We start from the raw sequence: 24,559 nt of genomic DNA, 5'->3' as shown, positions 1-24,559 counted from the left end.
GGTTATTCGGCGTCGTCGTCCGCCGAGCCGCCGTCGTTGCGGATGCGCAGCGCCGTTTCATACAGCGCATTGCGCGGCGCGCCGCTGATCTCCGCCGCCAGGCGCACGGCGGTTTTCACCGGCAGTTCGGCCAGCAATAGCCGCAACACGCGTTCTCCCTCGGCGCCGTCGTCGCCGACCACTGCCATGGGGTGCAGCACCAGCGCGAACTCGCCGCGCGTGCGGTCGCGGCCGGCCGCGAACCAGTCGGGCAGGGCGTTGGCGGGCACGGTGGCTATTTCTTCGAATTGCTTGGTGAGCTCGCGCCCGACGGTGACGTGGCGCTCGCCCAGCACCGCAAGCGCACGGGCCAGGGTTTCGATGCGGTGCGGCGCCTCGAGCAGCACCACGGCGCGGGGCTCTTGCGCGAGCGCCTGCACGGCGGTGTCGCGCTCGCCCGCCTTGCTCGGCAAAAAGCCCGCGAACACGAAGGCGCTGCTGGCGTTGCCGTCGCCGCCGTCGGCCACCAGCCCGGCCGCACCGATGAGCGTGGTCACGCTGCTCGCGCCCGGCAGCGGCAGCACGCGCTGGCCGGCCGCTCGCACGGCCGCCACCAGCCGCGCGCCGGGGTCGCTCACGCCGGGCGTGCCGGCGTCGCTCACGTAGGCGATGCGTTCACCCTGGGCAAGCCGTGCGGCCACGGCCTGGGCAGCCTCGGCCTCGTTGTGCTGGTGCACGGCCAGCAGCTGGGCATTGGGCCGGTCGATGCCGTAGGCGCGCAGCAGGCTTTGGGTGTGGCGCGTGTCCTCGCAGGCCACGGCGTCGACAAGCTGCAGCACATGCAGCGCCCGCAGGGTGATGTCGGCCAGGTTGCCGATGGGCGTGGCCACGACGTAGAGCGTGCCCTGCGGATAATGCTGCGCACCCGAGGCATCGCGCGCGGCCGCAAGAGCGGCGCCGAAGGTGGCGGGTGCGAGTGAAGCCAATGGGTTTCTCCGAAGAAACAAAAAGAAAGCCGGCAGGGAGCCAAGCATGAAAACCATCACGACGAAGCATCGGGGCGATGCGGCGGAAGACGCCGCGCTCGACCATCTTCAGAACGCCGGCCTCGCGCTGGTTGCCCGCAATTATCGAACGCCCGGGCGCGGCGGCGGCGAGATCGACCTGATCATGCGCGATCCGCGCGACGGAACGCTGGTGTTCGTCGAGGTGCGCCAGCGCAGCACGGCCTCGCATGGCGGTGCCGGCGGCAGCATCACGGGCATCAAGCAGCGGCGCATCGTCTTTGCGGCGCGGCATTACCTGAACGGGCTGCGCACGCTGCCGCCGTGCCGCTTCGACGTGGTGCTGGTCGAAGAGCGCATCACCTGGCTGAAGGGGGCGTTCGACGCGGGCTAGCGTCTTGGCGGCGGCGCGGGAACTCGGCGCGCGCCGAAGGCTCCACACCGCAAACGTCTTGTTTCATTGCCCCCCGGTATCATCCCGCCCCATGCTCGAGCAACGGATTCAGCAACATTTCATCGATAGCGCCGACCTTAAATACCAGGCCGGCCCAGTCCTCAGCAAACCCATATCGCAAGCCATGCAGGCCATCCTGGCGTGCGTGACGAGCGGCGGCAAGGTGCTGGCCTGCGGTGCGGGCGTGTCGGGCCTGCTTGCGGCCCAGTTCGCGGCGCAGTTTGTCGGCCGCTTCGAGCGCGAGCGGCCCGAGCTGGGCGCCATTGCGCTGCCCGGCGACAGCACCGACCCCTTGGCCGACAGCGCCAACGCCATCGACGCCGACCGCTTTGCCCGCCAGGTGCGCGCGCTCGGCCAGGCCGGCGACGTGCTGCTTGCCCTCAGTGCCAGCGGGCAATCGGCGGCCGTGCTGGCTGCGGTGCTGGCCGCGCATGAGCGCGACATGACCGTTGTGGCCCTGCTCGGCAATGCCAGCATCGGCCAGCCGGCCTCGCCTGCCGCGGGCAGCACCGGAACCGGCGGCGCCATTGGGCGCGCGCTGCGCGAAACTGACGTTCAGATTGGTGTGTCGCACGAACGTGCGGCACGCATCCACGAAGTCCACCTGCTCGCACTGCATTGCCTGTGCGACGGCGTGGATGCCCAGCTACTCGGAGAACAGGAAGCTTCCACATGACGACGACACCATTCCAACGCCTCGCCATTGCATTCGCCTCGGGAGCCGTTCTGGTTGCCGGGCTTTCCGGCTGCGTGCCGCTTGTGGTGGGCGGCGCGGCCGCAATGGGCGTGGGCATGGTGGCGACCGACCGCCGCAGCTCCGGCGCCCAGCTGGACGACCAGGGCATCGAGCTGCGCGCGGCCGCCCGCGTGCGCGAGATTGCCAACGACAACATGTACGTGAGCGTGACCAGCTACAACCGCCAGGTGCTGCTGACCGGCGCCGTGGGCAACGAGGCCGACCGCCGCCGCGTCGAAGAGGTGGTGCAGCGCGTGGACAACGTGCGCTCGGTGGTCAACGAGCTCACCATCGGCCAGCCCAGCACCTTCCAGGACCGTTCGAACGACGTGTTCATCAGCGGCAAGATCAAGGCCTCGCTGCTCGATGCCAAGGACATCTTCGCCAACTCGTTCAAAGTGGTGACCGAGCGCGGCGTGGTCTACCTGATGGGCATTGCCACGCGCCGCGAGACCGACCGCGCGACCGAAATTGCGCGCGGCATCTCGGGCGTGCAAAAGGTGGTGCGCGTGGTCGAGATCGTGAGCGAGGCCGAGCTGGCCAACCAGGCCCAGCGCGGCGGCACGGGCGCTGCTCCTGCGCCGGCGCCAAGCTCGGTGGCTCCGGCGCCTTCTTCATCGTCTTCGCGCGTGCCGCTGCCGCCGATGGAGCCGCTGCCGCCGGCCGGCCAGCCGGGCAGCGTGACCACCTCGCCCGTGCGCTGACCTGTCTCTCGACAGCCCCAGCTCCAGGCCAGCCAGGCCCAAAGCAAAAAGCCCGCTTGCGCGGGCTTTTTTCATTTGAGCCGGATGATCAGGCTCGAGGTGTCCCACCGGCTGCCGCCGGCCTGCTGCACGTCGGCATAGAACTGGTCGACCAGCGCCGTTACCGGCACGCGCGAGCCGTTGCGCTTGGCCTCGTCGAGCACCAGGCCCAGGTCCTTGCGCATCCAGTCGACGGCAAAGCCATAGTCGAACTTGCCTTCGATCATGGTCTTGCCGCGGTTGTCCATTTGCCAGCTTTGCGCGGCACCCTTGCCGATGACTTCGAGCACCGCCTTCATGTCGAGGCCGGCGCGCTGGCCGAAGGCAATGGCTTCGGAGAGACCCTGCACCAGGCCGGCAATGGCGATCTGATTGACCATTTTGGCGAGCTGGCCCGCACCGCTGGCGCCCAGCAGCGTAACGGCGCGCGCAAAGGCGTTGATCGCCGGCTTCACGCGCTCGAAGCTTGCCTTGTCGCCGCCGCACATCACGGTGAGCGCACCGTTCTGCGCGCCGGCCTGGCCGCCGGAAACCGGTGCGTCGATGAAATGCAGGCCCAGCGCCTGCGCCGCGCTCGACAGTTCGCGCGCCACATCGGCCGAAGCGGTGGTGTGGTCGACGAACACGGCGCCTTTTTTCATGCTTGCGAAGGCGCCGTTGGGGCCCAGCACCACGGAGCGCAGGTCGTCGTCGTTGCCCACGCAGCTGAACACGATGTCGGCGCCGGCGGCGGCGTCGCGCGGCGTGGCGGCGTAGCGACCCGGCGGGCCGAATTCGGCAACCCATGCCTCGGCCTTGGCCGGTGTGCGGTTGTAGACCGTGACGTTGTGTCCGGCCTTGGCCAGGTGGCCGGCCATCGGCCCGCCCATGACGCCAAGGCCCAGAAAGGCCACCGTCTGCGCGGGGGTGGATTCGTAGGTTCGGGTGTTGATGCTGCTCATGGGCGAGAGCTTAAAGCCAATGAGCGGCCTTCGTCTCGCAGCGGATTCACCCAGCGCACCGAAGGCGCTTCGGGGGGGCGTCTAAACGATCGCGAAATGCTCCGTGCCGGCCGAAAGGTCGGTGCTGCGCGCGCGCTGGCTGTTGAGCTTGATCTGCAGCCGCAGGTCGTTGGCCGAGTCGGCGTTGCGAATGGCGTCTTCAAAGGTGATCGAGTGGCTTTCGAACAGGTCGAACAGCGCCTGGTCGAAGGTCTGCATGCCGAGGTTCCGGCTCTTCTTCATGATCTCCTTGATCTCGCCGACTTCGCCCTTGAAGATCAGGTCCGAGATGAGCGGCGTGTTCAGCAGCACTTCCACTGCGGCCACGCGGCCCTGGCCGTCTTCGGTGGGAATCAGGCGCTGCGAAATCAGCGAACGCAGGTTCAGCGACAAGTCCATCAGCAGCTGCGCGCGGCGTTCTTCGGGAAAGAAGTTGATGATGCGGTCCAGCGCCTGGTTGGCGCTGTTGGCGTGCAGCGTGGCCATGCAAAGGTGGCCGGTTTCGGCAAAAGCCACCGCGTGCTCCATGGTCTCGCGGTCGCGAATTTCGCCCATCAAGATGACGTCGGGCGCCTGGCGCAGCGTGTTCTTGAGCGCCGCTTCCCAGCTGTCGGTGTCAATGCCCACTTCGCGCTGCGTCACCACGCAGTTCTTGTGCGGGTGCACAAACTCCACCGGGTCTTCCACGGTGACGATGTGGCCGTAGGAGTTTTCGTTGCGCCAGTCGATCATGGCCGCCAGCGTGGTCGACTTGCCCGAGCCCGTGGCGCCCACCATGATGGTGAGGCCGCGCTTGGTCATCGACACGTCCTTCAGCACCTGCGGCATGCCCAGGCCGTCGATGGTCGGCAGCTTGGCCGGAATGGTCCGCAGCACCATGCCCACTTTGCCCTGCTGCACAAACGCGTTCACCCGGAACCGGCCAATGCCGGTGGGCGAGATTGCAAAGTTGCATTCCTTGGTGCGCTCGAACTCAGCCGTTTGCCGGTCGTTCATGACCGAGCGCGTCAGCGCCAGCGTGTGCTGCGCGCCCAGCGCCTGCTGCGACACCTTGGTGACCTTGCCATCGACCTTGATGGCGGGCGGAAAGTCCGCCGTAATGAACAAGTCGCTGCCGTTGCGGCTCACCATGAGCTTGAGCAGGTCGTTGATGAACTGGCTGGCTTGATCGCGTTCCATGATGTCGGTACTCCGAAGGGCTGTGGATCAGCCAGGGAAATTTTCTGGGATCTTGGCCTTGCCGCGTGCTTCCGCCGCCGAAATGGCATTGCGGCGCACGAGGTCGGTCAGGTTCTGGTCCAGCGTCTGCATGCCCGAGCCCTGGCCGGTCTGGATGGCCGAATACATCTGCGCCACCTTGGCTTCGCGAATCAAATTGCGAATGGCGGGCGTGCCCAGCATGATCTCGTGCGCCGCCACGCGGCCCTGGCCGTCCTTGGTCTTGCACAGCGTTTGCGAGATCACGGCCTGCAGCGACTCCGACAGCATGGCGCGGATCATTTCCTTTTCCTCGCCCGGGAACACGTCGATGATCCGGTCGATGGTCTTGGCGGCCGACGAGGTGTGCAGCGTGCCGAACACCAGGTGGCCCGTTTCGGCCGCGGTCATGGCCAGGCGAATGGTTTCCAGGTCGCGCAGCTCGCCCACCAAGATGGCGTCCGGATCTTCGCGCAGGGCAGAGCGCAGGGCGTTCGAGAACGACAGCGTCATCGGCCCCACTTCGCGCTGGTTGATCAGGCACTTCTTCGATTCGTGCACGAACTCGATCGGGTCTTCCACCGTGAGGATGTGGCCGTACTCGTTTTCGTTCAGGTAGTTGACCATCGCGGCCAGCGTGGTCGACTTGCCCGAGCCCGTGGGGCCGGTCACCAGCACCAGGCCGCGCGGCTTGAGCGCCAGTTCCGCGAAAATCTTGGGCGCGTTGAGCTGCTCCAGCGTCAGGATCTTCGAAGGAATGGTCCGGAACACGGCGGCCGCGCCGCGTGCCTGGTTGAAGGCATTCACCCGGAAGCGTGCCAGGCCGTCGATCTCGAACGAGAAGTCGACCTCCAGAAACTCTTCGTAGTGCTTGCGGTGGGTGTCGCTCATGATGTCGTACACCATGGCGTGCACCGCCTTGTGGTCGAGCGCATCGACGTTGATGCGCCGCACGTCGCCATGGACGCGAATCATGGGCGGCAGGCCGGCCGACAAATGCAGGTCGGAGGCTTTGTTCTTGACGCTGAATGCCAGCAGTTGGGTAATGTCCACGGGAATCCTCGGCTCGAGTTCGGTGACGTTTTGATACGATTTTGGACGATTATGACGATGATTGGCGACGACCTCCAGCAAGTAAAGAACCGGATCGAAAGGGCCTGCGCCTCCGAGGGGCGCAACCCGGCCGAAGTCCGGCTGCTGGCGGTGTCCAAGACCTTCGGTCCGGAGGCCGTGCGCGAGGCCCATGCAGCGGGCCAGCGGGCCTTCGGCGAGAACTATGTGCAAGAGGGCCTGGACAAGATCGAGGCACTTTCGGATCTGCGTGCGGAGCTCGAGTGGCACTGCATCGGCCCTCTGCAAAGCAACAAGACGCGGCCCGTGGCCGAGCATTTCGACTGGGTGCACAGCATCGACCGGCTCAAGATTGCCGAACGGCTTTCGGCCCAGCGGCCGGCGCATTTGCCGCCGCTCCAGGTGTGCCTGCAGGTCAATGTGGACGGCGGCGCCAACAAGTCAGGCGTGCCTCCGGAAGAGGCTTTGCCGCTTGCGCGCGCTGTGGCGGCTTTGCCACATTTGCAGCTGCGCGGGGTCATGGCCATTCCCGAGCCGGCGCCGGATTTCGCCGCGCAGCGCGAGCTGTGTCTGCGCGCACGCGCGGTTTACGACGGCATTCGCGCCGCGGGCATCGACATCGACACGCTTTCGCTGGGCATGAGTGCGGACCTGGAAGCGGCCGTCAGCGCGGGTAGCACGATGGTTCGCATCGGCACGGCCATCTTCGGCGGTCGTCCGCGCAAGCCGGCCTGAGCCTATCGGTGAGCTATAGGGCGAGCGGCAGCCGCGCGCTGCTCTTCACTTCTTCCATCACCGCGTAGGTGCGCGTCTCTCGCACGCCGGGCAGTTGCCACAGCACCGTGCCCGCGAAATCGCGGTACGCCGCCATGTCGGCCATGCGGGTCTTGAGCAGGTAGTCGAAGCCGCCCGCGACCATGTGGCATTCCATGATTTCGTCGCGCGCGTGAACGGCGGCCTTGAACTGGTCGAACACGTTGGGGGTGGTGCGGTCGAGCAGAATTTCCACGAACACCGTAAGGCCCCGCCCGAGCTTGTGCGGATCGAGCCGCGCCTCGTAACCCTGGATGAAGCCCTCGCGCGTGAGCCGCTGCACCCGCGCCAGCACCGCGGTGGGCGAGAGCGCCACCGCCTCGGCCAACTTGAGGTTGGTGATGCGGCCGTCTTCCTGAAGAATCTTCAGTAGCCGGAGATCGATGCGGTCCAGGTCCAGGTCGGGCATTGGTGAATTATCCGGTTCGCACCTTGTTTTTTGGCAAAAGATTCGGCCTATATCCAAAGACCATAGGGGATAGAACCAAGGAACTGCCATGCACCTGCCCACCCCTTACCGCCCTGAAGCGGATGTCGTATCTCACCGGCTCGCCTCGCTCGAAGGCGCACTCGATTGGGCTGCGGCGGCCATTGCCGCCAGGCCGTGGGTGGAGGCGGTGCGCCGCCACCCGCCGCCGTTCTGGGCCATGGAAAGCCTGCTGCGCGAATACCCGATTTCCAGTGCCGAGGGCCTGGCGCTCATGCGCCTGGCCGAGGCGCTGCTTCGCGTGCCCGATGCCGCCACGGCCATTGCGCTCACGGCCGATCAGCTGGGCCGCGCCGATTTCGAAGGCACGGCCGATTCAACACTGTCGCGCCTGTCTTCCGCCGCCATCGCGATGTCGAAGAAGTTCTTGCCCGAAGGCGACCACCCGCCCGGGCTCATGGCCAAGCTGGGCGCACGCACCGTGGTGGCCGCCACGCTGCGCGCGGTGCAACTGCTCGGGCGCCAGTTCGTGCTGGGCCAGACCATTGCAGAGGCCATGGACGAGGCCCGCTCGGCGCACCGCAAGCAGGATGCGCTGCGCTTCAGCTACGACATGCTGGGCGAAGGCGCGCGCACCGATGCGGATGCGCTGCGCTACTTGGACAGCTACACGCACGCCATCGGCGCCATTGCGGCCGGTGCCGATGCGGCGCGTGCGCCCGAGCACAACGACGGCATTTCCATCAAGCTGAGCGCGCTGCACCCGCGCTACGAATATGCGCAGAGCGAGCGCGTGATGCGCGAGCTGGTGCCGCGCGTGTGGCAGCTGTGCGAGTTGGCAGCGGCTGCCAACCTCAACCTCACCATCGACGCCGAAGAGGTCGACAGGCTCGAGCTTTCGCTCGATGTGTTCGAGGCGCTGGCCGCGCGCGTGGCCGCCGAACAGCCGCAGTGGCGCGGCTTTGGCCTTGCGCTGCAGGCCTACCAGACGCGTGCGCTCGAACTGATCGAGCATGTCACGTCGGTGGCGCGCAAACACGGCTTGCGCCTGATGTGCCGCCTGGTGAAGGGTGCCTACTGGGATGCCGAGATCAAGCGTGCGCAGGAGCTCGGCCTGCCGCACTACCCGGTCTTCACGCACAAGCACCACAGCGACATCAGCTACCTGGCCTGCGCGCGCGCGCTGCTTTCGGCGCCCGACGCGATCTATCCGCAGTTCGCCACGCACAACGCGGGCACCATCGCCGCCATCCTGCAAATGGCCGAGGCGGCGCAGGCACCCTTCGAACTGCAGCGCCTGCATGGCATGGGCGAGGGCGTCTACCGCGAAGTGATGAAGAGCACCGCCGCGCCGGTGCGCGTGTATGCGCCGGTGGGCCAGCACAAGGACCTTCTCGCCTACCTTGTGCGGCGCCTGCTCGAGAACGGCGCCAATTCATCGTTCGTGAACCAGCTGGGCGACGAAGACGTGGACATCGACGAACTGCTCATGTCCCCGCTCTGGCTCGAACCGACGAACCCCGCCTTGCCGCTGCCGCCGGCGCTCTTCGGCCCGCCGCCCGCGCGGCGCAACAGCGAGGGCGTGGACCTTGCTGTCGAGTCGATGCGCGCGCCGTTGCTCGCGGCGCTGCATGCCACCGCCGTGCCGCGGGTCGAAGAGTTCGACCCGACCAGCGCGGCGAAAGCCGTTGCCCACAGTGCAGCCAGCTTTCGCCACTGGCGCAAGACGCCGGTCGAGACTCGCGCCGCCATGCTGCGCCAGGCCGCCGATGCACTGCAGCGCGAGCTGCCGCGTTTCTGCGCGCTGCTGGTGAAAGAGGCGTTCAAGACCTGGGGCGATGCGGTGGCCGAAGTGCGCGAGGCCATCGACTTCTTGCGCTACTACGCGGACGAAGCCGAGCGCATCATGCAGCCCGCGGCGTTGCCCGGCCCCACGGGCGAGAGCAACGAACTGCGGCTCACCGCGCGCGGTCCCTGGGTGTGCATCAGCCCGTGGAATTTTCCGCTGGCAATCTTCATGGGCCAGGTGGCGGCCGCGCTTGCCACCGGCAACACGGTGCTGGCCAAGCCGGCCGAGCAAACGCCCGCCGTCGCGCTCGAAGCCGTGAAGCTGCTGCACGCTGCCGGCGTGCCGGCCGATGCGCTGCAACTGCTGCACGGCCCGGGTGAAACGGTGGGCTCCGCGCTGGTCGCCGCGCCGGGCGTGGCAGGGGTGGTGTTCACCGGCTCGACGCAGGTGGCGCGCATCATTCACCGCGCGCTGGCCGCCAAGGACGGCCCCATCGTGCCGCTGATTGCGGAGACCGGCGGCATCAATGCGATGCTGGTCGACTCGAGCGCGCTGCCCGAGCAGGTGGTCGATGCTGTGGTGCAGAGTGCATTCCGTTCGGCCGGCCAGCGCTGCTCGGCATTGCGGCTGCTGGTGCTGCACGACGGCATTGCGGACGCGGTGATCGAAATGATTCGCGGCGCGGCAGGGGAACTGGTGGCTGGCGACCCGGCGCTGCTGTCGACCGACGTGGCCCCGGTGATCGATAGCGAAGCGGCCGACAACATCCGGCGCCATTTGAAGCGGCTGGATTCGGAGGCCAAGCGTCTTCTTGCGCCGGCTTCTTCTTCAACGGATGCGGAAGGCAACCTGATTGCGCCGCAGGCCTACGAGGTGTCTTCCATCGAAAGCGTGACCAGCGAGATCTTCGGCCCGGTGCTGCAGATTGCGCGCTGGGGCCACGGTGCGCTGAGCGACCCCGCGGAGGTGATCGAACGCATCAACGCGCTGGGCTACGGCCTCACGCTCGGCATTCAGACCCGCATCGATTCGCGCGCCCAAGCGCTGGCCTCGCGCGCGCATGTGGGCAACATCTACGTGAACCGCAACATCATCGGCGCGGTGGTCGGTGTGCAGCCTTTCGGCGGCGAAGGGCTGAGCGGCACGGGGCCCAAGGCCGGCGGGCCGCACTACCTGTATCGGTTCTGCGCCGAGCAGACGGTCACGGTCAACACCACGGCGGCCGGCGGCAATGCCGCGTTGCTGAGCGCCGTTGCCTAGCGCGGCGGAAGGAGCGCCTTTGTTTTCGCCGGGCCGGCACGGGCGCCCGCAGGGTCAAACCTCTCTTGCATAACCGCCTTCGCGGCGCGCATAAGCCATGGCGCACCGGGCGCGAGAGGTCTATCGTTGCGGCCATCCGTTCAAACCAAGGGTTCTCTCATGAGTGAAAAGCTCTCCTTCGTCAATCCGACCGCCAACAGCCCCTGGGGCACGTACCTCTCGCAGGTCGACCGCGTGGTGCCGTACCTCGGCCCGCTGGCCCGCTGGGTCGAAACGCTCAAGCGCCCCAAGCGCGCGCTGATCGTCGACGTGCCGATCGAGATGGACGACGGCACCATCGCCCACTTCGAGGGCTACCGCGTGCAGCACAACATGAGCCGCGGCCCGGGCAAGGGCGGCGTGCGCTTTCACCCCGACGTCACGCTCGAAGAAGTGATGGCCCTGTCGGCCTGGATGACCATCAAGACGGCCGCCGTCAACCTGCCCTACGGCGGTGCCAAGGGCGGCATCCGCGTCGACCCCAAGAAGCTTTCGCTGCAAGAGCTCGAAAAGATCACCCGCCGCTACACCAGTGAGATCGGCATCATCATCGGCCCGCACACCGACATTCCCGCGCCCGACGTCAACACCAACGGCCAGATCATGGCCTGGATGATGGACACCTATTCGATGAACGTCGGCGGTACGGCCACCGGCGTGGTCACCGGCAAGCCGCTGCACCTGGGCGGCTCGCTGGGCCGCGTCAAGGCCACGGGCCGCGGCGTGTTCGTTACCGGCCGCGAGGCGGCCCGCCGCCTGGGCATGGACCTGCGCGGCGCGCGCATTGCGGTGCAGGGCTTCGGCAACGTGGGCTCGGTTGCGGCCGAACTCTTTGCCGAAGCGGGCGCCAAGATCGTCGCGGTGCAGGACCACACCGGCACCATCGTCAACACTAACGGCCTCGACCTGGCAAAGCTCATTCCCATTGCCAACAAGGAAGGCGTGGTCGCCTTCAAGGGCGGCGATGTGGTGCCCAACGAAGCCTTCTGGGACACGGCGTGCGACATCCTGATTCCGGCCGCGCTCGAAGGGCAGATCACGGCCGAGCGCGCGCAGAAGACATCGGCCAAGCTGGTGCTCGAAGGCGCCAACGGCCCTACGGTATCGCAGGCCGACGACATCCTGGCCGAACGCGGCGTGCTGGTGGTGCCCGACGTGATCTGCAACGCCGGCGGTGTCACGGTGAGCTACTTCGAATGGGTGCAGGACTTCTCGTCCTTCTTCTGGGACGAGGACGAGATCAACGTGCGGCTCGACCGCATCATGATGAACGCGCTCAACCAGATCTGGGACACGGCGGACAAGCACAAGATCACGCTGCGTACGGCCACTTACGCGGTGGCTTGCGAGCGCATCCTGATGGCTCGCCAGGAACGCGGCCTGTATCCTTGACCCACCCCCGAAGCGGCTCACTTCGTGTAGCCGCCTCCCCCTCAAGGGGGCAACACCAGCGGCCCGGCAAAGCCGGTTCCGCGGTGTTTCTGGAATAGGCCTTTGGTACCCTTGGCGGCATGACAGTTGCTCTATCGCCAACGGATCTTCCGCCGCTTCCCGCAGACGGCCTGGCCCGCCTGCGGGCCCTGATGGCCGGCGGCCAGCGCAAGCTGCTCGGCCTCATCGGCGCGCCCGGCGCGGGCAAGTCCACGCTTGCATCGGCGTTGCTCCGGGCTGCAGGCGCAGACCGCGCGCAGGTCGTGCCGATGGACGGTTTTCACCTGGCCAATGTCGAGCTGCAACGGCTCGGCCGCGCCGGCCGCAAGGGTGCCCCAGACACCTTCGACAGCGCCGGCTACGTCGCCCTGCTTCAGCGGCTGCGCGGGCAGGGGCCGGGCGATCCCATCGTGTACGCGCCCGAATTCCGCCGCGAGATCGAGGAGCCGATTGCCGGCGCCATCGCGGTGCTGCCAGAGACCCAGCTGGTCATCACCGAAGGCAACTACCTCCTGCACGATGCCGGGCCCTGGGCGGGCGCCGCGGGCATGCTCGACGAGGTCTGGTATGTGGACATCGACGATGCGGTGCGTGAAGAGCGCCTGCTGAAGCGCCACCAGCAGTTCGGCCGCAGCCCCGAAGCCGCACGCGACTGGGTGGCCGCCACCGATGCGCCCAATGCGCGGCTCATTGCCGCAACGCGGGGGCGCGCGCACTTCGTGCTGCACTGGTCCTGAAAATTCTCTTGCGCTGCCGGGAACACTGGCGCGGCGCAATGCTCGAAGCTTCGCCGGCGGCGCTGCAAGGCCAGCCGGTTAGCATTCGCCGCCGCTTCAAGACGACCATGCACCCCAATTTCTCTTCTTCTGCCTTTTCTGCTTTTCGTTTCAAGGTTCTCGCGCTCGGGCTGCTGTCAGCCTTGGTGCTCGCCGGCTGCGGCAGCAGCAGCTCGCGCCGCGTTTCCTACGAGACCGAGGAGTTCGACTCCACCACCACCCACACGCGCACCTACGCCGCCACAGAAGCCCAGACCTGCGAAGCCGCGCGGCGCGCGCTGCTGAGCCAGGGCTACATGATCAACGCGGCCAACACCGACCTGGTGACGGGGCGCAAGAGCTTCCAGCCGGCGGCCGAGGTGCATGTGGAAGTGGAGTTTCGCGTGGTGTGCGCGCGCGAAGGCGGCAAGTCCGGCAAGCGGAGCACCGTGGCCTTTGCCACCGCGCTGCAAGACCGCTACGGCATCAAGAAGGTCAACAACTCGGCCAGCCTGGGCGTGGGCGCCATCGGCTCGCTCTCGCTGCCTTTTGCCGGCAGCGACGACGCCATGGTCAAGGTGGCCAGCGAAACCCTCACGGACGAGCTCTTCTACGACCGCTTCTTTGCGCTGCTCGACCGCTTTCTGGAAGGCCAGGACGGTGAAGAGCCCGAGGCGCCCAGCGTGGCGCCCGAGGCGCCGCGCCCGGCCGCGCCGCTGAACCCCGGAGCGCCCGCCACCACCTTTCCGGTGAAGCCGGTGCCCAGCCCGGGCTGACCGCGCGCCCACGCCCGCGCCAGGGCGGTCAGCGCACCAGCGTCGACTTTCCGAACAGGCTCTCGATCAGCTCTACAGCCACTTCGCCGGTCTGGTTGCGCACATCGAGCGCCGGGTTGAGCTCCACCACGTCGAGCGAGCCGAGCCGGCCGGTGTCGGCAATCATCTCCATGCACAGCTGCATTTCTCGGTAGGTGGGGCCGCCGCGCACGCCGGTGCCTACGCCGGGCGCAATGTTCGGGTCGAGGCAATCCAGGTCGAAGCTCACGTGCAGGTGGGTGTCTTCGTCCACGTCCTGCAGCGCCTCGGTCATGGTGGTGCGCATGCCGTGCTCGTCGATGTGGCGCATGTCGAACACGTTGAGCCCCAGCGTGCGAATGGCTTCCTTCTCGTCGGCATCGACGCTGCGGATGCCGATGAAGCGGATGGCGTCGTGCTCCAGCGCCGCGCGCTCGCCGCTCCAGCCGGTGAGCACCGCGGGCCCGTGGCCCAGCAGGCACGACACCGGCATGCCGTGCAGGTTGCCGCTCGGGCTGGTGGTTTCGGTGTTCACGTCGGAGTGCGCGTCCAGCCACAGCACGCGCAGCTTCTTGCCGCGTTTGCGCGCATGCCAGGCCACCGCGCTGATGGAGCCGATGGCCAGGCAGTGGTCGCCGCCCATCATGAGCGGCACATGGCCGAGGCCCAGTGCCGTGTCGACCGCGGCATAGACCGAGCGGTTCCACGCGATCACTTCGTCCAGGTGGCGCAGGCCGTTGGCAGGGGCGGTCCACGGTGTGGCCGGGCCCGCGAGGTTGCCGCGGTCGAGCACCGCAAAGCCCTGCCGCGCCAAGGCCTCTGGCAGGCCGGCCACGCGCAGGGCGTCGGGCCCCATGCCGGCGCCGCGCACGCTGGCGCCGATGTCGGTGGGTGCGCCGATCAGTTCGAGGGTGATGCCGTTGTCATTGCTCATGTCGATGGCCCGATGTGCTTCCACAGGTAGGCGTAGCCCAAGGCGTCCATGAAGGCGGATTCCTTGTTGTCAGTTGCCGCGCTGTGGCCGCCTTCCATGTTCTCGTAGAAGCTGGCGTCGTAGCCCATGGCGGCCAGCTTTGCGTACATCTTGCGCGCATGCACCGGGCCCACGCGGTCGTCGCGGGTCGATGTGGTGAAGAGCGCGGGCGGGTAGGGCTGGCCCTTCTTCGCGTTCTCATACGGCGAGAAGGCCTTGATCCACGCCCATTCTTCCGGCTGGTCGGGGTCGCCGTATTCGGCAATCCACGAGGCACCGGCCGACAGGTGCGTGTAGCGCTTCATGTCGAGCAGCGCCACCTCGCTCACGATGGCGCCGTAGAGCTGCGGGTACAGCGTGAGCATGTTGCCCATCAGCAGGCCGCCGTTGCTGCCGCCCATCGCGCCCAGGTGCCGCGGCGATGTGATGTTGCGCGCAATCAGGTGCTCTGAAACGGCCGCGAAGTCTTCGCAAGTGCGCAGGCGGTTCTCTTGCAATGCGGCCTGGTGCCAGCGCGGCCCGTACTCGCCGCCGCCGCGGATGTTGGCGACCACGTAGACGCCGCCCTGCTCGAGCCATGCGCGACCGATGGCGCCGCTGTAGCTGGGTTGCAGCGAGATCTCGAAGCCGCCGTAGGCGTATTGCAGAGTGGGGTTCTTGCCGTTGGCCTCCAGGTTCTTCGGCGCGATTTCGAAATACGGCACGCGCGTGCCGTCCTTCGACGTGGCGAAGTGCTGGCTCACGCGGTAGCGCGAGGCGTCGAAGAAGCCGGGGCTGTCTTTCAGCGGCTCGGGCTCGCCTTTGCCGATGGTGCCCATGTACAGCGTGGTCGGCTGCAGGAAGCCGCTCACGGTCAGAAAATAGTCGTCGTTCTCGTCTTCGTCGATGCCGCCGGCCGCAATGGTCGAAAGCTCGGGCGCGCCGCCCAGGCTTTCGCGCTTCCATTCACCGGCCTGCGGGGTGAGCACTTCGAGCTTGTTCACCACGTCGTGCATCACGTTCAGGATCAGGTGGTTGCGGGTCCACGAATGGTCGTCGAGCGCGGTGGTGTCATTGGGCTCGAACAGCACGGTGAGCTCGCGCTTGCCCGCCATGTAGTCGTCGAACTTCGCGGCCAGCAGCGAGCCCGGCTTGTAGGTGGTGCCGCCCACGGCCCAGGGGCTGCGCGGCTCGACCAGCATCCATTCGCGGGTGATGTCGGCGTTGGAATCGTCGGGCACGTCGATCTTGACGAGCCGGCCGTCGGCATGGCGCAGCCAGGTTTCGCTGTCGTAGAAGTCCATCTGGCGCGAGACGAAGTCACGCTCGAAGCCCGGCGTGTTGTCGCGCCAGGCGCTCACGGTCATGTCGTCAGCGCTGCCTTCGTACACGGTCAGTGCGCTCTCCAGAGGCGTGCCGCGCTTCCATTCCTTCACGATGCGCGGGTAGCTTGAGCTGGTCATCGAGTCCGGGCCGAAGTCGGTGGCCACGTAAAGGTGGTCGATGTCTTTCCACGCCACGTTGCTCTTGGCCTCGGGCAGCGTGAAGCCGCCTTCGACAAACTGCTTCAGCTCCAGGTCGAACTCGCGCACCACGTTGGCGTCGGCACCGCCGCGCGAGAGCGAAACCAGGCAGCGCTTGTATTCGGGCTGCAGGCATTGCGCGCCGTGCCACACCCAGTTCTCCTTGTCGGCTTCGGCCAGCGCGTCGAGGTCGATCACGGTTTCCCAGGCGGGCTGCGGCTTGCGGTATTCGGCCAGCGTGGTGCGCCGCCACAGGCCCTTGGGGTTCTTCTTGTCGCGCCAGAAGTTGTAGAACAACGGGCCGATCTTGCGCACCATCGGAATGCGGTCGTCCGAATCGAGCACTTCGAGAATGCCTTTCTCCAGCCGCTCGAAGGCGGGCGACTGCGCGTAGCGCTGCACCGTCTTTGCGTTGTGCTGCCGGGCCCAGTCGAGCTGTTCGGCTCCGTCGATGTCTTCGAGCCACAGGAACTCGTCGGTCTGCATGGAAGAAGAAGTTGAGGTCATGGCCGCAGTGTACGAATCCGGTGTGAAAGCGTGCATGTCCCCAGCGGCCGGGCGGAAGCTATTGAATTCATAGCGCGTGCATGGGCTCGGGACAAACCCGCGTTCGACGGATTCGCCCCTATTGGAGAGGCTGCCCACGGGTATCCTGCCGAACGGCGCCTGCGCACACAAGGAGACATGTCACATGAAACACCTGAGCGGTCTTGATGCCACCTTCCTGCACCTTGAGACCCCCGAAATGCCGATGCACGTGGGCTCGCTCAACGTGCTCGATCTGCCCAAGGACTACAAGGGCGATTTCTACGAAGACGCCAAGCAGTTCATGGCCAGCCGCATCCATCTGGCCGACGTGTTCACGCGCAAGCTCGCGCTCATGCCTTTCGACATGACCAACCCGGTGTGGGTGGAGGACGACGACATCGACATCGACTACCACGTGCGCCACATCACGCTGCCCAAGCCCGGCACCAACCGGCAGCTGCAGCAATACGTGGCGCGGCTGCATTCCACGCTCATCGACCGCAGCCGCCCGATGTGGGAGTTCTTCATCATCGACGGGCTCAAGAGCGGCCAGGTGGCGCTGTACACCAAGGTGCACCATGCGGGCATCGACGGGCAGGCCGGCGTGGCGCTCGGCAAGGCCATCTTCGACCTGGAGGCGACGGGGCGCGTGGTGAAGCCGCCGCGCGCACGCCCGCGCAGCAGCGGCTACCAGCTTGGCATGGCCGAGCTCGCGACGGCGGCGCTGCGCAACACGGCGCAGCAGTACGTCAAGCTCTTCAAGATGGCGCCGGCCATTGCGCGGGCGATCGGCGGACTTGCCAAGCCTGACGAAAAAGCGGCCGAGAAAGACGCCGCCACCGCGCCGAAGAAGTTCAACCTGTTTGCGCCGCGCACATCGCTGAACGTGTCGATCACCAACCAGCGCACGTTTGCAGGCCGCACCATTTCACTGGCCGAGACCAAGCACATTGCCAAGCACTTCGGCGTGTCGCTCAACGACGTGGTCATGGCCACGGTGGCCGGCGCGCTGCGCCACTACCTGGCCGACAACAACGAACTGCCCGCCAAGCCGCTGGTGGCCGGTGTGCCCGTGAGCCTGCGCGAAGCGGGCGACGACACGGCCAACAACCAGGCCAGCATGATCCTGGTGAGCCTGGCCACCGACATCACGGACCCGGTGCAGCGGCTGAAGGCCATCAACGCGTCGTCGAACGCATCGAAGTCGACGATGAACCGTTTCAAGGCCATGATCCTGGACGACTTTCCGACCTTTGCGGCGCCCTGGCTGGTGTCGGGCATCGCGTCGATGGTCGGCCGCTCGGGCCTAGTGAACCTGCTGCCGCCGGCGGCCAACGTGGCGATTTCGAACGTGGCGGGTGCACCATTCCCGATGTACTTTGCGGGCGCACTGGTCACCAGCTACTACCCGGTGTCCATTGCGAGCCACGGCACGGCTTTGAACGTAACCGTGCAGAGCTACAACGGGCGCATGGACTACGGCCTCATCGCCTGCCGACGGGCGGTGCCCGACATCACCGAGATCGGCGACTACATGCTGGCCGAGCACAAGCTGCTGATGGACCTGACGCAGACGCATCCGGCGGCTGCGGGTGCTGCGCCTGCGAAGGCTGCGGCTGCCCCTGAGCCGGCGCCTGTCGTGAAGGCTGCGGCCAAGCCCGCTGCAAAGGCTGCCCCGAAGGCCGTGCCGAAGCCCGCGGCAAAGAAGGTGGCAGCGAAGAAGCCGGCGGCGGTAAAGACAACGGCCGCCAAGGCCCCCGCCAGGAAGGCGCCAGCCAAGACGGCCCCGACCAAGGCCGCGCCACGCAGGCCCGCCGCGCCGGCCAAGCGCGCCAGGGTGGCTGCTGCGGCATGATGATCGGCAGGCCCCTGGCCGGAAATTGGGGCAGTTGGACTAGTTTTCCCACAGTTCTAGCTTTTCAGGCCTAGGCACTCCGGAAGAAGATCACTCCATCGCGAATCCCGCGAACGTTCAACTTCCAGGAAATCGACACATGACCACGCAAGCTTCTTTCTCTTCCGCCGCCATCCACGTCATCGGCCAGTACAACGACGCCGGCAAGACCCTGGTGGGTGCCTACCGCGCCGGCGTGCATCGCCTGCTTGGCGGTGCTGCTTCGCGCTACAGCGAATTCCTGGGCAGCCGCCAGATTCCGCTGGTGAGCGAGCAGGTCAAGGCCAACCTGATCGGCGCGCAGGAAAAGATCAACGGCTTCCTGGCCAACCGCCTGGACATCGACACCGGCCGCATCGTCTCGGTGATGGACCGGGTGGCCGCGGGCACGACCAGCGGCATCGAAGCCGTGGCCGGCCGCGTGGCAGGTGTCGAGTCGCCTGTGGTCACCTCGGTGGTCAAGACCTTCAACGCGCTGAACCAGCCCATCGCCAACGTGTCGGTGCAAATCGCCGACAAGGTCGCGGCCGGTGCCAAGCAGATCGAAGTGCGCGTGAGCGGCACCGAAGAAACCAAGCCCGTGCGCACCGTGAAGGCCAAGGCGGCAGCCGCCAAGAAGCCGGTTCGCCGCACCGCCGCCCGCAAGGCGGTCTGACCTGACCCTGGAGCAAACAACGCATGGCGACCCGGCCCCGTTCGACTGATTCGACTGAAGATCTGAAGAAGAGGGCGGTGCCTGCGAAGAAAGCCTCCGCGGCCAAAAAAGCGCCTGCAGCCAGGAAAACGGCTGCGGCGGCAAAGAAGAAATCTGCTGCTGCACCCAAGCCCCGGCCCGCCGAAAAGACCGGCGGCGCCGAGGGCCTGCTTCGCGCGGGCCTGAAAGCCCTTGGCAATGTGCGCGACGACGTCGCCAAGCGCCAAGCCAACGTGATTGAAGGCTTGCTCGGTATCGGCCAGGGCAAGTTCGACGCAACCGCCGGCGCCACCAAGGCGCCGCTCACGCGTGGCTTTCCAAGCCTCGACAGTTTTGGCCTTCGCAAATTCGAAGACGTGTTCGACCAGCGCGTAGCCACCGCCCTGGAGCGGCTCGGCATGCCCAGCGCGCAAGAGGTGCAGGCACTGCGCGCGGAAGTGGCCCAGCTGCGCGAACGCCTCGCCCAACTCGACCCGAAGAACGCCGGCCCGCGCGGCAGCGGCAAGCGCTGAGCCCCGGCCCAGCGAACACCGACGCACGCACCAGCCGGTTGTGGCCAGTTCCAACACCACGCGCGATCGCATCCTGCAGGCCAGCCTTGCGCTGTTCAATGCGGAAGGCCTTGCGGCGGTGTCCACCCACAAGATTGCGGCCGAGCTCGGCATGAGTCCGGGCAACCTGCACTATCACTTCAAGGCCAAGCAGCTGATCGTCGAGTGGCTGTTCAGGCGCTTCGAGCAGCGGCTCGAAGTGCTCAATGGATCTTCGGATTCGATTGCCGCCATCGACGACCTCTGGCTTGCGCTGCACCTGCGCTTCGAGGCCATCGACGAGTACCGTTTCATCTACCGCGACATGGCTTTCCTGGCCGGCGAATACCCTGCGCTGGGCCAGCGCGCGCAGGCGCTCACCGCGCAGAACCTGCTGGCGGCCCAGGCGCTTTGCGAAGGCTTGGTGGCCTCGGGCGTTATCCAGACCAGCGCGGAGCAGGCGCGCATCCTGGCCTTGCAGATGGTTTTCACCACCACCTGCTGGCTCTCGTTCGAGCGCCTGGTGCCGGGGCGCGATGCGCTGGCGCAGGCCGACCCGGGACTGGCGGCTTTTTACACGCTCACCTTGATTTCCCCGTATGTTTCCAGCGAATCGAGGGCTTACCTTGATTACCTGCGGGGCAAATACCTCGGATAAACATCGCTGTTGTCCGACGAAGCGGTGAAACTTTGGTTCGCCATGCTCGTCCCACACAACAGCGAAACAGAAGACATAGGAATTCCGCCCTCATGACCACCGCCACCCGAGACCACATTGCGCCACCATCGGGCCTGCTGATGCTGGCCGAAGCACGCGCACTCTGGGAAACAGGTGCCGGCGTGGCGATGTGGCCGCTGCTGCAGCTCACGCCGCGCGGCGACGGGCACCCGGTGATCGTGTTGCCGGGGCTCGTGGCGGGCGACGGCTCCACGCTGCTGCTGCGCCGCTACCTGCGCAGCCGCGGCTACGACGCGCATGGCTGGGGCCTGGGCCGCAACTTCGGTCCGCGCGAAGGCGTGGAAGACGGCATGCTGGCGCTCCTCAAGTCGCTGCATGAAAAGAGCGGCCAGAAGGTCAGCGTGATCGGCTGGAGCCTTGGCGGCATCTATGCGCGGCTTCTGGCGTCCGCGCAGCCCGACTTGGTGCGCAACGTCATCACCCTGGGCAGCCCGTTCTCCGGCAGTCCGCGCGCCACCAACGCCTGGCGGGTGTACGAAGGTGTGAGCGGCCAGAGCTCGCACGACCCGCGCCGCATGAAGTTCGTGCAGCCCACGCCGCCGGTGCCCACCACGTCGATCTTCAGCCGCACCGACGGTGTCGTCGCATGGCGCTGCAGCCTTGAGAAGCCCGGCCCCAAGGCCGAGAACATCGAGGTGGTGGCAAGCCATCTGGGGCTCGGCGGCCATCCCGCCGTGCTCTACGCGGTGGCCGACCGCCTTGCGCAGCCGGAGGGCAAGTGGAAGCCCTTCAACCGCGGCCTGCTCGGGCCGCTGGTCTATCCCGATCCAGACCGCGAGGTCTGAGCTGAGCCGAAGGGGCTAGGCCCCGGCCCACACGTCGAGCACGTAGCGCTGGTCGGCAATCATCCTGTCCATCCAGGCATTGCTGTCGTGCCCATGCTCGCGGGCCAGGTCGGCGAGCGTGCGGCGCACGTCGGGCTCCATGCGCGAGCCGTCGCCGCAGACGTAGATCACCGCGCCCGCTTCCAGCAGCTTCCACACGGCCGCGCCCTGCTCGCGGATGAGGTCCTGCACATACACCTTGCGTTCGCCCGAGCGCGAGAAGGCCGTGTGCAGCTTCATCAGCCCGCGGTGCGACCAGGCCTTGAGTTCTTCCGCGTAGATGAAATCCTGCTCCGGGTGCCGGCAGCCGAAGAACAGCATCGCATCGCCCAGCGCTTCGCCCCGCTCGACCCGTGATGCCCGCTCCTGCAGAAAGCCGCGAAACGGCGCAAGGCCGGTGCCGGGGCCGATCATGATGAGCGGGCGCTGCGCGTCCTCGGGCAGGCGAAAGCCTTCGGCCGTGGTTTCGCGAATCACGCCGTGCACCGTGTCGCCCGCTTCCGCGCGCGCCAGGTAGTTGGAGCACACGCCCTCGAAGGTGCCGTTGCCCGAAAGCGCCGGCGCGCTCACCACGCCCACCGTGACGCTGCACCGTCCCGGCGTCATCGAGGGCGACGACGAAATTGAGTAATACCGCGGCGAGAGCGGCGAGAGCATTTCAAGAAACACCGCGAACGGCACCTGGCAGGCGCGGTGCTCCTCGAGCAGGTCGAGCAGCGACTTGCGCTTGTGCAGCACCTCGGCCCTGTAGGCGGCCTGCGAAGCCTCGTCGCTGCCGGAGAGCGCCATGAGCCTGGGCTTGGTGAACGGGCACTCCGTATAGGCGGCGAGCGTGGCAATCTGCTTGCGCGTGGCCACGTCCTGCAGCTCGACGTAGTCGCCCAGCAGGCGGTCGACCGCCACCACCTGGTCGACCGGCAGGGCGGCCTTGCGGCCGGCTGCGGCATGCAGCCGCACATGCGCGGAGCGGTCGAACCCGAAGCGGGCCATCGCGCGCTCCACCTGCGCGGGGCTGTTGCGCGGCACCACGCTCAGGTGATCGCCGGGCACGTAGTCGACGCCTTCGGGCAGCATCAGCTCGACATGGCGCGTGGATCGGCTGCTCCCCGCATCGCTGCCGGGGCTCTGCAGTTCGCGGTTTTCCACCACGCGCAGCGCCACCGCGCCGAGCGCATCGACCAGCGCGTTCTTCTGTGGCGGCGGCAGCTCTTCTAGTGTGTAGAGCGGCTCGGCCTCGACGGGCGTGTCGGCGCCGGCCTGGATGCCGAAGGTCTTCACCAGCTCGGGCCAGAGCGCGTCGCTCCAGTCCTGGAAGGCGCCATCCATGTCTTCGCGCGCGTCGCCTTCGCCGCGTGGATGCACGCGCGTGGCGCCCAGCGCCCCGAGCCGCTCGTCGATGCGGCGCGGCACCGCCTGGTAGGTGGCGGCCCAATCGGTATTGCCGCAGCCGAACACGCTGAAGCGCACGCCGTTGAGCGAGTCGTCGGCCTTGTCGAGCCAGCGGTGGAACTCAGCCGCGTTGTCCGGCGCCACGCCGTTGTAGGAGGCGCAGACGATTGCCACCGCGCCGTTCGCCGGCAGCCGCTCAGCGTAGTCGTCGAGCGAAGCCACTTGCGTGGAGAAGCCGCGCAGCTCGCCGGCCTCGGCCAGTTGGCGCGCCAGGTCTTCGGCCGTGCCCAGGTTGGAGCCCTGCAGCACCAGCAGGGATGTGCCGTGGCGCGCGGCCTGCGGCTTGCGCGCCGCGGGTTTGGCCGGCGCATCCGGCGTTGTGGCGGCAATCTCGCCGTTGCCGCGCGGGCGCGACGCCGGGTCGCGCAGCAGCGCCTTGATCTTGAAGTTCTCGGGCTTGATCGTCAGCGCTTCCTTGATCTTGAGCTTGTAGCCCGTGTGATCGACCAGGTGGAAGCGCTGCAGGATCATGCCCAGCGTGAGCACCGCCTCCTGCAGCGCAAACTGCCGCCCGATGCAGGCGCGTTGCCCGTTGCCGAAGGGCTTGAAGGCGTTGACCGGCCGCTCGCGCTCGGCCTCGCGGCTGAAGTTGTCAGGGTTGAACTGGTCTGCGTTCTCGCCCCAGATGCCCTTGTCGCGATGCAGCGCGAGCGCATGCATGATGACCATGTTGTTCTTCTTGATCGTGTACTGCCCGCCAATCGTGGTGTCTTCCTTCGCACGCATCGAGATCGCGGGCGCGGTCGGGTACAGGCGCAGCGACTCCTTCAGCACCTGCAGCACGTAGGTCAGCCGGTTCACCTGCGCATAGGTGGGCTTCTGCGAGGTGTCGCCGCCCAGCACGCTGTCGACCTCGGCTTGCGCCTTGGCCATGGCCTCGGGGTTGTTGAGCAGGAAGTAGATCGCAAAAGAGAGCAGGCCGCTCGTGGTCTCATGCCCGGCGATAAGAAACTCGATGCACTCGTCGCGGATCATCTTGTCGGTGAGCTGCTCGCCGCTCTTCTTGTCCACGCCGGCGATCATGTAGCTCAAAAGGTCGGGCTTGGTGGCAATGTCGGCGCCGCTCGCGCGTCGCTCCTCGATGATGTCTTCCACCATCTTGTGCATGTAGCGGATGTCCTTGCGCTGCTGCGCAAGCTCCTTCTTGAGCATGAGCTCCTCGAGCGGCAGGCCGCGGCGGTTCTGCACCGTTTCGAGCGTGCGCACCATCGCATCGACGAAGGGATGAAAACCTTCGCGGTAGAACGAATTGAAGCGGTAGCCAAAGCCGCACAGGCCGATGGTGTCGAGGGTGAGCGCGGTCATGTCGCGCACCACGTCCACCTCTTCGTCGAAGTTCAAGCGCTCCCACTTGGTGACCAGCTGGCTCGCAATGTCCAGCATCATCGGGTGATAAGCCTGCATTGCGCGCTGGCTGAAGTTGGCCAACAGGATGTTGTGCGGCTTGGACCAGGTTTCCTCGTGGGTATCGGAGGTAAAGAGCCCGTGTGACGCGGCACGCAACCGGCGCAGCGCACCGCGCGTGCTCTTGTCGAAGCGCGCCTCTTCGCACAGCTCGTCGACCAGCGCGGGCGACGACACCACGATCACCGGCATGCCCGGCATGTCGAGCCAGTAGATTCCGCCAAGCTCCTGCGCGATCCGCCACATGTCCAGCACGGGAGAGTCGGACCCGATCGACAGCAGGTTGCCGACGAACGGTTTCTTTGCCGGATGCGGAATCGGATAGAGCGAGTTCTTGCCTGCCATGGGTTTGCGCCTTTGGAGTGGACCCGCTTCGGGGTGTCCGGGTGTGACTTCCGGAGTATCTCGGGGGCGTGAGGGCGAGGCAGACGGGGTTTCCCTTAGCTGATTCGGTGCTTCGCGTTGGGAGCGTTGCTGTTCAGGGCGGCGCACCCGCCGACGGGGTACCTTTCTCCGCGAATGTCCCCCGGCCTGCGGCCTCCTCCTTTAT

General features: G+C 66.8%; 21 protein-coding genes. 13 read left to right on the top strand and 8 right to left on the bottom strand.

Annotated elements, in window-relative coordinates; all coding sequences use genetic code 11:
* Positions 1–2: 2 nt before the first annotated feature.
* The gene (gene rsmI, locus V9K97_RS25585; RefSeq protein WP_337321531.1) at positions 3–965 is read right to left on the bottom strand and encodes a 16S rRNA (cytidine(1402)-2'-O)-methyltransferase; all 963 of its coding nucleotides are present in this window, start codon (positions 963–965) and stop codon (positions 3–5) included.
* Positions 966–1,011: 46 nt separating this feature from the next.
* On the opposite strand from rsmI, the gene V9K97_RS25580 reads away from it, so the two are divergent.
* The 3 genes from V9K97_RS25580 to V9K97_RS25570 all read left to right on the top strand — a co-directional run bounded on the left by V9K97_RS25580 (position 1,012) and on the right by V9K97_RS25570 (position 2,877).
* Entirely contained in the window at positions 1,012–1,377 is a 366-nt protein-coding gene (locus tag V9K97_RS25580) for a YraN family protein (RefSeq protein ID WP_157616148.1), read from the top strand.
* Positions 1,378–1,468: 91 nt separating this feature from the next.
* The gene (locus tag V9K97_RS25575; protein ID WP_258502589.1) at positions 1,469–2,113 is read left to right on the top strand and encodes an SIS domain-containing protein; all 645 of its coding nucleotides are present in this window, start codon (positions 1,469–1,471) and stop codon (positions 2,111–2,113) included.
* Positions 2,110–2,877 (top strand): BON domain-containing protein, encoded by a 768-nt coding sequence (locus tag V9K97_RS25570; protein ID WP_337321527.1) that lies wholly within the window; start codon positions 2,110–2,112, stop codon positions 2,875–2,877. The genes V9K97_RS25575 and V9K97_RS25570 overlap by 4 nt, the downstream gene beginning before the upstream one ends.
* Positions 2,878–2,948: 71 nt before the next feature.
* Here the strand turns inward: V9K97_RS25570 and V9K97_RS25565 are convergent, their stop codons facing one another.
* The 3 genes from V9K97_RS25565 to V9K97_RS25555 all read right to left on the bottom strand — a co-directional run bounded on the left by V9K97_RS25565 (position 2,949) and on the right by V9K97_RS25555 (position 6,146).
* The gene (locus V9K97_RS25565; protein WP_337321525.1) at positions 2,949–3,857 is read right to left on the bottom strand and encodes an NAD(P)-dependent oxidoreductase; all 909 of its coding nucleotides are present in this window, start codon (positions 3,855–3,857) and stop codon (positions 2,949–2,951) included.
* Between the two features lie 81 nt (positions 3,858–3,938).
* Complete coding sequence (locus V9K97_RS25560) at positions 3,939–5,075, bottom strand: PilT/PilU family type 4a pilus ATPase (RefSeq protein WP_157616144.1); 1,137 nt, start codon at positions 5,073–5,075, stop codon at positions 3,939–3,941.
* Between the two features lie 27 nt (positions 5,076–5,102).
* The gene (locus tag V9K97_RS25555; protein WP_258502587.1) at positions 5,103–6,146 is read right to left on the bottom strand and encodes a type IV pilus twitching motility protein PilT; all 1,044 of its coding nucleotides are present in this window, start codon (positions 6,144–6,146) and stop codon (positions 5,103–5,105) included.
* Between the two features lie 51 nt (positions 6,147–6,197).
* On the opposite strand from V9K97_RS25555, the gene V9K97_RS25550 reads away from it, so the two are divergent.
* Positions 6,198–6,899 carry a YggS family pyridoxal phosphate-dependent enzyme gene (locus V9K97_RS25550; RefSeq protein ID WP_337321523.1) on the top strand — a complete coding sequence of 234 codons (702 nt, stop codon included), beginning with the start codon at positions 6,198–6,200 and terminating at the stop codon, positions 6,897–6,899.
* Positions 6,900–6,912: 13 nt separating this feature from the next.
* Here the strand turns inward: V9K97_RS25550 and V9K97_RS25545 are convergent, their stop codons facing one another.
* On the bottom strand, positions 6,913–7,386 hold the full coding sequence (locus V9K97_RS25545; RefSeq protein ID WP_258502584.1) for an Lrp/AsnC ligand binding domain-containing protein: 474 nt from the start codon (positions 7,384–7,386) through the stop codon (positions 6,913–6,915).
* Positions 7,387–7,474: 88 nt separating this feature from the next.
* On the opposite strand from V9K97_RS25545, the gene V9K97_RS25540 reads away from it, so the two are divergent.
* The 4 genes from V9K97_RS25540 (at position 7,475) to V9K97_RS25525 (ending at position 13,454) form a co-directional block, all read left to right on the top strand.
* Complete coding sequence (locus tag V9K97_RS25540) at positions 7,475–10,453, top strand: L-glutamate gamma-semialdehyde dehydrogenase (RefSeq protein ID WP_337321522.1); 2,979 nt, start codon at positions 7,475–7,477, stop codon at positions 10,451–10,453.
* A 159-nt stretch (positions 10,454–10,612) separates the two neighbouring features.
* Positions 10,613–11,884, top strand: a complete 1,272-nt coding sequence (locus tag V9K97_RS25535; protein ID WP_337298857.1) for a Glu/Leu/Phe/Val family dehydrogenase — start codon at positions 10,613–10,615, stop codon at positions 11,882–11,884.
* A 119-nt stretch (positions 11,885–12,003) separates the two neighbouring features.
* Positions 12,004–12,660, top strand: a complete 657-nt coding sequence (locus V9K97_RS25530) for a nucleoside/nucleotide kinase family protein (RefSeq protein WP_337321520.1) — start codon at positions 12,004–12,006, stop codon at positions 12,658–12,660.
* 38 nt (positions 12,661–12,698) lie between these two features.
* Positions 12,699–13,454 (top strand): DUF2242 domain-containing protein, encoded by a 756-nt coding sequence (locus V9K97_RS25525; RefSeq protein ID WP_443304216.1) that lies wholly within the window; start codon positions 12,699–12,701, stop codon positions 13,452–13,454.
* A gap of 28 nt (positions 13,455–13,482) precedes the next feature.
* Here the strand turns inward: V9K97_RS25525 and rocF are convergent, their stop codons facing one another.
* Positions 13,483–14,406, bottom strand: coding sequence for an arginase (gene rocF, locus V9K97_RS25520; RefSeq protein ID WP_157616132.1), 924 nt, complete (start codon positions 14,404–14,406; stop codon positions 13,483–13,485).
* Complete coding sequence (locus V9K97_RS25515) at positions 14,403–16,490, bottom strand: prolyl oligopeptidase family serine peptidase (RefSeq protein ID WP_443304214.1); 2,088 nt, start codon at positions 16,488–16,490, stop codon at positions 14,403–14,405. Before V9K97_RS25515 ends, rocF begins: the two co-directional genes overlap by 4 nt.
* 148 nt (positions 16,491–16,638) lie before the next feature.
* Here V9K97_RS25515 and V9K97_RS25510 point away from each other — a divergent pair, with 148 nt between their 5' ends.
* From V9K97_RS25510 to V9K97_RS25490, 5 genes are all read left to right on the top strand, one after another.
* Positions 16,639–18,330, top strand: coding sequence for a WS/DGAT/MGAT family O-acyltransferase (locus V9K97_RS25510; RefSeq protein ID WP_337321516.1), 1,692 nt, complete (start codon positions 16,639–16,641; stop codon positions 18,328–18,330).
* A 139-nt stretch (positions 18,331–18,469) separates the two neighbouring features.
* A complete protein-coding gene (locus V9K97_RS25505) occupies positions 18,470–19,024 on the top strand; it encodes a hypothetical protein (RefSeq protein WP_337321514.1) in 555 nt (184 codons plus the stop codon).
* Positions 19,025–19,101: 77 nt separating this feature from the next.
* Positions 19,102–19,575: a phasin family protein gene (locus V9K97_RS25500; protein ID WP_337321513.1), complete on the top strand. Its 474-nt coding sequence runs from the start codon at positions 19,102–19,104 to the stop codon at positions 19,573–19,575.
* Positions 19,576–19,615: 40 nt separating this feature from the next.
* A complete protein-coding gene (locus tag V9K97_RS25495) occupies positions 19,616–20,251 on the top strand; it encodes a TetR/AcrR family transcriptional regulator (protein WP_258502574.1) in 636 nt (211 codons plus the stop codon).
* Between the two features lie 92 nt (positions 20,252–20,343).
* A complete protein-coding gene (locus V9K97_RS25490; RefSeq protein WP_258502573.1) occupies positions 20,344–21,117 on the top strand; it encodes an esterase/lipase family protein in 774 nt (257 codons plus the stop codon).
* Positions 21,118–21,132: 15 nt separating this feature from the next.
* On the opposite strand, the gene V9K97_RS25485 is transcribed toward V9K97_RS25490, so the two are convergent.
* A complete protein-coding gene (locus tag V9K97_RS25485; RefSeq protein WP_337321510.1) occupies positions 21,133–24,354 on the bottom strand; it encodes a bifunctional cytochrome P450/NADPH--P450 reductase in 3,222 nt (1,073 codons plus the stop codon).
* Positions 24,355–24,559: the final 205 nt, after the last annotated feature.

It is taken from the genome of Variovorax sp. CCNWLW186 (assembly GCF_037203865.1).
Taxonomy (GTDB): Bacteria; Pseudomonadota; Gammaproteobacteria; order Burkholderiales; family Burkholderiaceae_C; genus Variovorax.
This window is presented reverse-complemented; position numbering and strand designations above follow the sequence as displayed.